At 62.7% G+C, this 7,060-nt stretch carries 8 protein-coding genes and 1 pseudogene; 6 read left to right on the forward strand and 3 right to left on the reverse strand.

Features of this window, described 5'->3' with window-relative positions; genetic code table 11:
• The 3 genes from CBW50_RS27660 to CBW50_RS27670 all read left to right on the forward strand — a co-directional run.
• Nucleotides 1-118: integrase core domain-containing protein (locus CBW50_RS27660; RefSeq protein WP_139842572.1), on the forward strand; the 118-nt coding region annotated here is incomplete at its 5' end.
• 197 nt (nt 119-315) lie between these two features.
• Nucleotides 316-504: a hypothetical protein gene (locus CBW50_RS27665; RefSeq protein WP_086148467.1), complete on the forward strand. Its 189-nt coding sequence runs from the start codon at nt 316-318 to the stop codon at nt 502-504.
• Entirely contained in the window at nt 483-2,048 is a 1,566-nt protein-coding gene (locus tag CBW50_RS27670) for a methyl-accepting chemotaxis protein (RefSeq protein ID WP_086148468.1), read from the forward strand. The genes CBW50_RS27665 and CBW50_RS27670 overlap by 22 nt, the downstream gene beginning before the upstream one ends.
• Nucleotides 2,049-2,105: 57 nt before the next feature.
• Here CBW50_RS27670 and CBW50_RS27675 read toward each other — a convergent pair whose 3' ends face one another.
• The 3 genes from CBW50_RS27675 to CBW50_RS27685 all read right to left on the reverse strand — a co-directional run bounded on the left by CBW50_RS27675 (nt 2,106) and on the right by CBW50_RS27685 (nt 4,966).
• Complete coding sequence (locus CBW50_RS27675) at nt 2,106-3,215, reverse strand: hypothetical protein (protein WP_086148469.1); 1,110 nt, start codon at nt 3,213-3,215, stop codon at nt 2,106-2,108.
• A 64-nt stretch (nt 3,216-3,279) separates the two neighbouring features.
• The gene (locus CBW50_RS27680) at nt 3,280-4,086 is read right to left on the reverse strand and encodes a PoNe immunity protein domain-containing protein (protein ID WP_172404923.1); all 807 of its coding nucleotides are present in this window, start codon (nt 4,084-4,086) and stop codon (nt 3,280-3,282) included.
• A 16-nt stretch (nt 4,087-4,102) separates the two neighbouring features.
• On the reverse strand, nt 4,103-4,966 hold the full coding sequence (locus tag CBW50_RS27685; protein WP_172404924.1) for a PoNe immunity protein domain-containing protein: 864 nt from the start codon (nt 4,964-4,966) through the stop codon (nt 4,103-4,105).
• Nucleotides 4,967-5,244: 278 nt separating this feature from the next.
• Between CBW50_RS27685 and CBW50_RS27690 the strand changes: the two genes are divergently transcribed.
• From CBW50_RS27690 to CBW50_RS27700, 3 genes and pseudogenes are all read left to right on the forward strand, one after another.
• The gene (locus tag CBW50_RS27690) at nt 5,245-5,850 is read left to right on the forward strand and encodes a hypothetical protein (RefSeq protein WP_086148472.1); all 606 of its coding nucleotides are present in this window, start codon (nt 5,245-5,247) and stop codon (nt 5,848-5,850) included.
• A 132-nt stretch (nt 5,851-5,982) separates the two neighbouring features.
• A complete protein-coding gene (locus CBW50_RS27695) occupies nt 5,983-6,708 on the forward strand; it encodes a DUF2325 domain-containing protein (RefSeq protein WP_226936479.1) in 726 nt (241 codons plus the stop codon).
• A 59-nt stretch (nt 6,709-6,767) separates the two neighbouring features.
• A pseudogene (locus CBW50_RS27700) lies at nt 6,768-7,060 on the forward strand (TlpA family protein disulfide reductase); the annotation flags it as partial.

A 7,060-nucleotide genomic window follows, 5' to 3' on the forward strand; every position in this document is an offset into this window, starting at 1 on the left:
GAAACAGGCGAGCAAAATGGTGGCGCAATCGGTGCGGATATACAACCAGGAACGACCACATACGGCCTTGAAGTACAAAACGCCCGATGCGGTGCATCGGGCGTTTGTGCAGCAATAAATACTGTCAACCTATTTTAGGACTGGACACTGGACCGAACGGCGGGATTCGAAGACGGAGCGCCCTGAAGGGCGCGCAGGCTCTCCGAATCGCCATTCTGCCGCGCTGCGCGCGGCCCCGTTGGCCGCGCAGCGGCCAACGCCGTCCCCTCATCTCAGGCAGTAGCGGCCAGAGCATGCGCCGGCTTATGCGAGCCCATGCATCGGCCGCCGCTCAGCAAGAAATTCTTTTTTACGCTCATTCCTCCCAACTCCCTTAAAAAGTTGCATAATCTGCAAATGCTGCGCAGAACCTTCATCCTGGCCAGTGCAGCCTATGCCAGCGGCATGGACGGCATGGTCCGGATTACCGAGGGGATACGCAAATGCAGTTACTTCGCCAAGTAAAACTGTCGCGCCGGCTGGCCTTGTTGGTCGCCATCTTTTCGCTGGGTCTGATCGTGTATGGCGGCTGGTCGCTGCGCGTGCTGCACGAACTGAAGGTCAACGGGCCCGTGTACCAGCGCATCGTGCAGGGCAAGGACCTGGTGGCCGACGTGCTGCCGCCGCCGGAATACATCCTCGAATCCTATCTGGTTGCCTTCCAGTTGATGGCGTCCGAAGACAGGGGCGCGCAGGACAGATTGGTCGAACGCCTGAAGGCCTTGAAGGCCGAGTACGACACGCGCCATCAGTTCTGGCGTACCCAGGGTCTCGATCCCGATATCGCCGAAGCCTTGCTGACGCAGGCGCATGCGCCTGCCGTGGCATTCTATGAGACGGCATTCGCGCGCTTCATTCCCGCGCTACAAGGGCAGGACAAGGCGGCCGTGGCCACGGCCATGGCCGCCATGGCAGCCAGCTACGACAGCCATCTGGCGGCCATCAACCGCGTCGTCGACATGACCAGCAAGCGTTCCGGCGCATTCGAGAGCCAGTCGGCCGACAGCGCCCGTTCGGCGACCATACTGCTGGCAGGCTTGCTGCTGGCGTCGCTGGGCGTGAGCATCGCCGGCGCCGTGTTGATCAGCCGCAGCATTACCGGCCCCTTGCAGGAGGCGCTGCGGGCCGCGCAAATGGTGGCGGCCGGCGACTTGAGCAACCGCGTCGACAACCGCTTTTCCGATGAGCCCGGTCAATTGCTGCAGGCGCTCGAAGCGATGAATGGCAGCCTGTCGCGCACCGTGGGCCAGGTGCGCAGCAGCACGGAGAGCATCACCGTGGCTTCGCGTGAAATCGCGGCCGGCAATTTCGACCTGTCGTCGCGCACGGAGGCGCAAGCCAGTTCGCTGGAAGAAACGGCTTCCGCGATGAAGGAGCTGACCAGCACGGTAAAGCAGAATGCCGACAATGCCAGGCAGGCCAATCAGCTCGTGGTATCGGCGTCGGAATTTGCCGTCCAGGGCGGACAGGTGGTCGAACGCGTGGTCGATACGATGGGCGCCATCAACGCCAGCTCGCGCAAGATCGTCGATATCGTCGATGTGATCGACAGCATCGCTTTCCAGACGAATATCCTGGCCCTGAATGCGGCCGTGGAGGCGGCCAGGGCGGGCGAGCAGGGACGCGGTTTCGCCGTCGTCGCCAGTGAAGTGCGCAGCCTGGCGCAGCGCTCGGCCAGCGCCGCCCGCGAAATCAAGGCCATGATAGGCGACTCGGTCGACCGCGTCGATGCGGGCAGCAAGCTGGTGGACGAGGCGGGCGCGACGATGGACAAGATCGTGACATCCGTCAAGCAGGTGGTCGACCTGATGAGCGAGATCGCCGCCGCCAGCCAGGAGCAGAGCCTGGGCATCGAACAGGTCAACCAGGCCATCACGCAAATGGACGAGGTCACGCAGCAGAATGCCGCCCTGGTCGAGGAGGCGGCCGCTGCTGCCGGCAGCCTGGAAGAGCAGGCGGCCAGCCTGGTGCGGGAGGTGGGGGTGTTCAAGCTCGATGCGGGCCGCTGACAGGCTGGCTGGCGGCCAGGGCACTGTTCGGCATGGCGGTTCCTGGACGTTGCTGCGCTATGGCGCGCGGGCCGCTGCCGTGGCTTGCTTATTGCACGTTGCCAGGCTGCCTGTGCATGCGGAAAACGCTTCCAGATAGGTGATGGTTTTCTCGTATTCGTCGATCAGGTAGCGCAGTTGATATGCCACCTCGACAGATTCGCCCGTGCCTTTGTCCCGCAGCCTGTACATATCTTTCAAGAAGCGTTTTCTTCGCGCCAGTTCCGCAGCCAGGCGCGCCTTGCGCTCGGCGGCCGGTGGCAGGGGATACGGCTTGCCATTGATGGACAGGACACCCTCGGGCGTCAGATCCAGGTCCTTGCCGGGAGCGCGAAATTCCACGCTCATGCTGCCATCCGGCTGCACCAGTATCAACAGTTCGTCGGCCTTGCTGTTGGCTGGCAAGGTCAGGGCCAGCACTTCAGGCTTGCCCTTGGGCAGCCAGCGATACTCGAGCTTGACCGGCAACGGCGCCGCGGCCTGTACCGGCAGGTAGAAGCAGCAGCTGGAGGCGCTGCTCATGTAGGGATTCAGGGGATCGGTATCGACAGCGTTGTCGGGATTGCTGGCGGAACTGATGCCCACCTGTATCATGCGCGGGCTGTAGTTCAAGGTACTGACCGATACCTTGCGCTCGCCGGCGCCGGGCGTGTACGCGTGCAGGTTCCGCTCTCCGCGCTCGCTGCCGTCCGTAAGCAGGGGGCGGTGGAACAGGGGGGTAATGCCGAAGGTCGCGATACTGCTGATATAGCCGGTATCGGACGGGCCGGCGCGCGAGTCGCTGTTGCCCGGCGTGTGGTAGAGGTAGCCGATCTCGTCCAGCGATAGCGCGCTGACCATGTGGTCTTGCTGAAACAGTGGCGGTGACGCGTAGCTGTCGCCGTCGCCCATGACTTTGGCGTAGATGGGCCCCGTCCATGGGCCATGGCCGCCAAAGCGCGCGAGTACCACGTACTCGCCCAGCAGCGATTTTACTTTCAGGACATCCTTGGTCTCGCCAGTGACGGGGTCGATGATGGAATAAATGCCCGGAAAGGGATTGGTGGCGACAGGCGACTGCCTGAGCAGGGCAAAGCAGAGTCCGGCAACCACGGCGATGCCGGTGGCGATGACGGTGCTGGTTTTCATGCTTCGTCCAGTCGTTGTTGATGCGTGTTCTGCGTTGCCACAGTGGCGCCGGGGGCGACCCCGTTCATCCGGCAGAACGCCACCAGGTCGGCCGGATAGAAGGGCGCGCCGCGTAGCTGCTGTCGTCGATATCGAGCACGCAGGTGATGGCGGCTGCTTCCCAGGACCAGTAGCCCCAGAACGAGGTGTCGCGCCGGTGGCTGTCGTAATAGGACTCGCGGCGGCTGGCCTCATACCATTGCTGCAGATAAGCGTGCATCAGCGCAGGACGGGCATCCTTTTCTGCCGCGAATATCTTGAGTGTATTGACGTAGGGCAGATGGCGCGTGCACTTTGGCCAGGCGGCATCCCTGCCGGCGGCAAAGCATGCCAGCAGCCGCTCCAGCAAGCCATCCTTTTCATGGTTATTGAAATCGATGACGGGCGCCAGCCGGGGCAGCAGGCTGCCCCGGTCCAGCAAAATGCCGAGGCAGACCATGCGGTTGACCTGCTCGTAGCCGTCGCCGGGCAGGGCGAAGTGGGGAAATCCCTGTTCGGCCTCGCCGGCCTGAGCGTCAAATGCCATGTCATAGCGGGCAAACGCCAGCCAGTAAGCGAGTATCGTGGGATACGCGGCGCGCAACTCGTCGAGCGGGTGGCCGGCGCTGTAGGCGAGGGCGAGCTGGTCGATGCCATCCCAGGCCCGCTGGCGCGTGGCCGTCATGAAATTTTCTGGTGGAATGTGTTGCAGCACGTGCGCCGGCTGTTGCAAGCCGGCTGCCACCATGTCGTAGCACTCGTCCTGGCTTTCCTTGCTTTCAAGGTAGATGGCGTAGGACAGCCGCGCTTCCCTGCGCCGGGCCAAAAAATCCTGTTCGATCAGCGTCTGCATCCTTGTCCCTTGCTGATTATGGTTGCGGCCATGCAACTTCGCTGGTGTAGCGCGCTTCTTTCCGTAGCCGTCGCGCATGGTCGACCAGATCCCCGGGGTACACCAGGGATCTGCTCTGGCTATCGTCCAGGTCGAGCAGGAAAACCGTCGCCCCCGCTTCGAATGCCCAGTAGCCGTAGTAGCCGGCATAGCCTTCCTCGCTGATATTGAGATGCTCGTTGTACCAGCGCGGATGATGTTTCATGGCCGGATACCATTGTTTCAGGTATTTCTGGAGCAGGGCCAAGGTAGCTTCCTCATCCTCCTCATAGAACACTTGCAGCAGGGTGTCATAGGGCCTGGCGATGATGCAGGCGTCGAGTGCTTGTCCATCCTCCACATATCCGTCGATCAATTGCTCGAACAGGCCATCGCGGCCACGATGGCTGCGCAGCACGTGGATGATGCGCAGCACCGAGCGCTGATCGCGCAGCAGGATGGCAATGCTCAGCAGTTGCAAGGTGTCCTGATAGTCGGACAGGACGTAAAACTCTGGTGCTCCCTGATATTCGTAGGGCCCAAACTCTGGAAACTCAAGCGCCGCATCCTGCTGATAGAGTTGATCGACCGCATTCCATTCTTCAAACTTATCCACGATGCCCGCGATGCGCGGCGCCAAGGCCTCGATGGACTCGCCCGCCGTATAGTCGAGCATCCAGATCCAGAGTTCTTCTAAATACAAAAAATGATGGACGGAAGCATTTTCCTGCGCTGAGTCGGCGACCTTTTTGTTTTCCAGTCCTCCTGCAATCAGCGCAAATTGATTGCTGCGCGTTTTGACATACAGTTCTTCATCCAGAAATTGCTGGCGGCGCCGCTCGGTGAAGGGGCGATTGTTCATCTTGTCTGGCTGCCGTCGTGATCGACGCGTAAGGAAGATGCGCTTGCATGGAAAAATGCGGACATTGTTTGGAACTCCGTGTGCTGAGGTAAACGTATCGGTCGTTGATGTCATAACTTGTTTGCAAGATTACACACTAGAAATAGTGATCGAACAAGCGCGATTCAATTGAATCGTGTGCCAGAAAGAAATATACAAAATAGCTACCATGAGCGACGCGATGGCGTGCCGCAGGTGTTTTTGGCCGTCACCGACTTTTTACGTGAACAGGAGCAAGCATGAGCAAGATCAAATACGCAGCCGCTGCGGCCTTATGTGCCAGCCTGTCGCCCGTCATGGCGGCGTCCGCCCCGGCTGCGCCGCCGTTCCTCGATGTGCTCGTCTATCAGTACGCCAATTGCGTCAAACCTGCCTACCATCAGGCCGACCTGCTGGTACAGGACGGGACGGGGCGCTACCAGATCGACGTCAAGGGCGAGGCCTACACGGTCGAACTGCAGGAACGCATGGGCTTTTCGCTGCAGGCGGGCATAGGCGGTCCCGTGGCGGCCGTCGTCAAGCTCGACCGGCCACCCAAGGGACAGTTCGAGGAGCAGGCGCGCTGGCGCGAGCGCTGGCTGCGCGACGTGGCCGAGCGCAGCGGCGTGGCGCTGGACGAGCGTGCGCTTGCGGGCGGCGCGCGCCTGCTGGCCGTCAACAAGGGCGAGATCAAGGGGAACTATGTGGGGCAGTCCCTGCTGGTCGATCCGGCACGGCAGTTGTTCATCGACATGGCATGGCCGAACACGCTGGACATCTATCGCGGTGCCGATGGCGTGCGGCAGGTGCGGCAGGTGCAGGACGACGTCTGGCAACGCATGCTGTCCTGCCCGCCCGCCGCGTGATGCCGGCGGCCAGCGCGCATACCCCTGCTGCATGCATGTGCATACACAAATAGTAATGATTCTCATTTATAATTCATGGCTATGGGGTTGCGATGGGCTGGCGCGGTGGCGCCACGGGTGGTAAAGGAGGGCATGATGGGCAGTGTGTATGGCAACGAGGACATGATCGCGCGTGAGCATCGCGTGCTGATGGGCGAATATGGCCGCGCGCAGGCGCGTTGCAGTGCGCAGCTGGCCGCGCAGGCGGCCCGCATCGCGCAGCTGGAATCGGAACTGATGCGCGCGCGGGCGCAGGTCGTGATCCGCGATACGCGGCTGGCGCTGGCGCGCGACGAGCTGGCCGAACTGGCAGCCAGCGTGCCGGGCTTGCCGACGCGTGCCCGGCTGGCGCGCCGGGTCGAGTGGCTCAGCGAGCGCGTGCAGGACTTGATGCGCGAATTGCTGCGCCTGCAGTGGCTGCCGGCGCCTTCCGTCGTGCCCGCGCCCGCCCCGCAGGGCGGGTTGCTGGCCGGCGTGCGTGAAAAATTGGTGCTGTATGTGGGCAACTATCTGGAGCAGGCGGCGGGACCAGGTACGGGCCGCCATGCCGGCGGCGCCAACGTGGCGCAGTTGGCCATCGAGCAGGCCGGCGGACGCTTCCTCCACCATGCGGGCGGCGGCGACGGGGCCGACGATGTGGCGGCGCTGGAAGCGGGCCTGGTGGCGGCCGACCTGGTGATTTGCCAGACGGGCTGCGTCAGCCACGATGCCTATTGGCGCGTGCATGACCACTGCAAGCGCACGGGCAAGCAGTGCGTGCTGGTGGATCAGCCGCAAGCCATGCATTTCGTGCGCAAGGAAGCGCTGGCCGCTTCTTAACGCCGGTTTAATCCGCCTGGGGCACAATGGCCGTCCATTCGACGTCATAGAAAGCGCCCATGCTGTCCTTGCAAATCGGCCCCCTGGCTTTGCCCACTGGCCTCGTCCTGCTGTTCCTTGCCCTGTGCGCCGCCTACGGCGTGGCGTGGTGGCTGCAGCGCTACCGCCAGTTGCCGGACGCCGGCCCCCTCGTTTCCGACATGCTGATCGCCGGGCTGCTGATGGCGCGGCTGGCGTTCGTGCTGCGCTGGCATGAACAGTATTGGACTGCACCCTGGTCCATCCTGAATATCCGCGATGGCGGCTTCCTGGCGCCGGCCGGCGTCGCCGCCGCGCTGGCCATCGCCGCGTG

The sequence above is a fragment of the Janthinobacterium sp. GW458P genome (genome assembly GCF_002127585.1).
Lineage (GTDB): Bacteria > Pseudomonadota > Gammaproteobacteria > Burkholderiales > Burkholderiaceae_D > Janthinobacterium.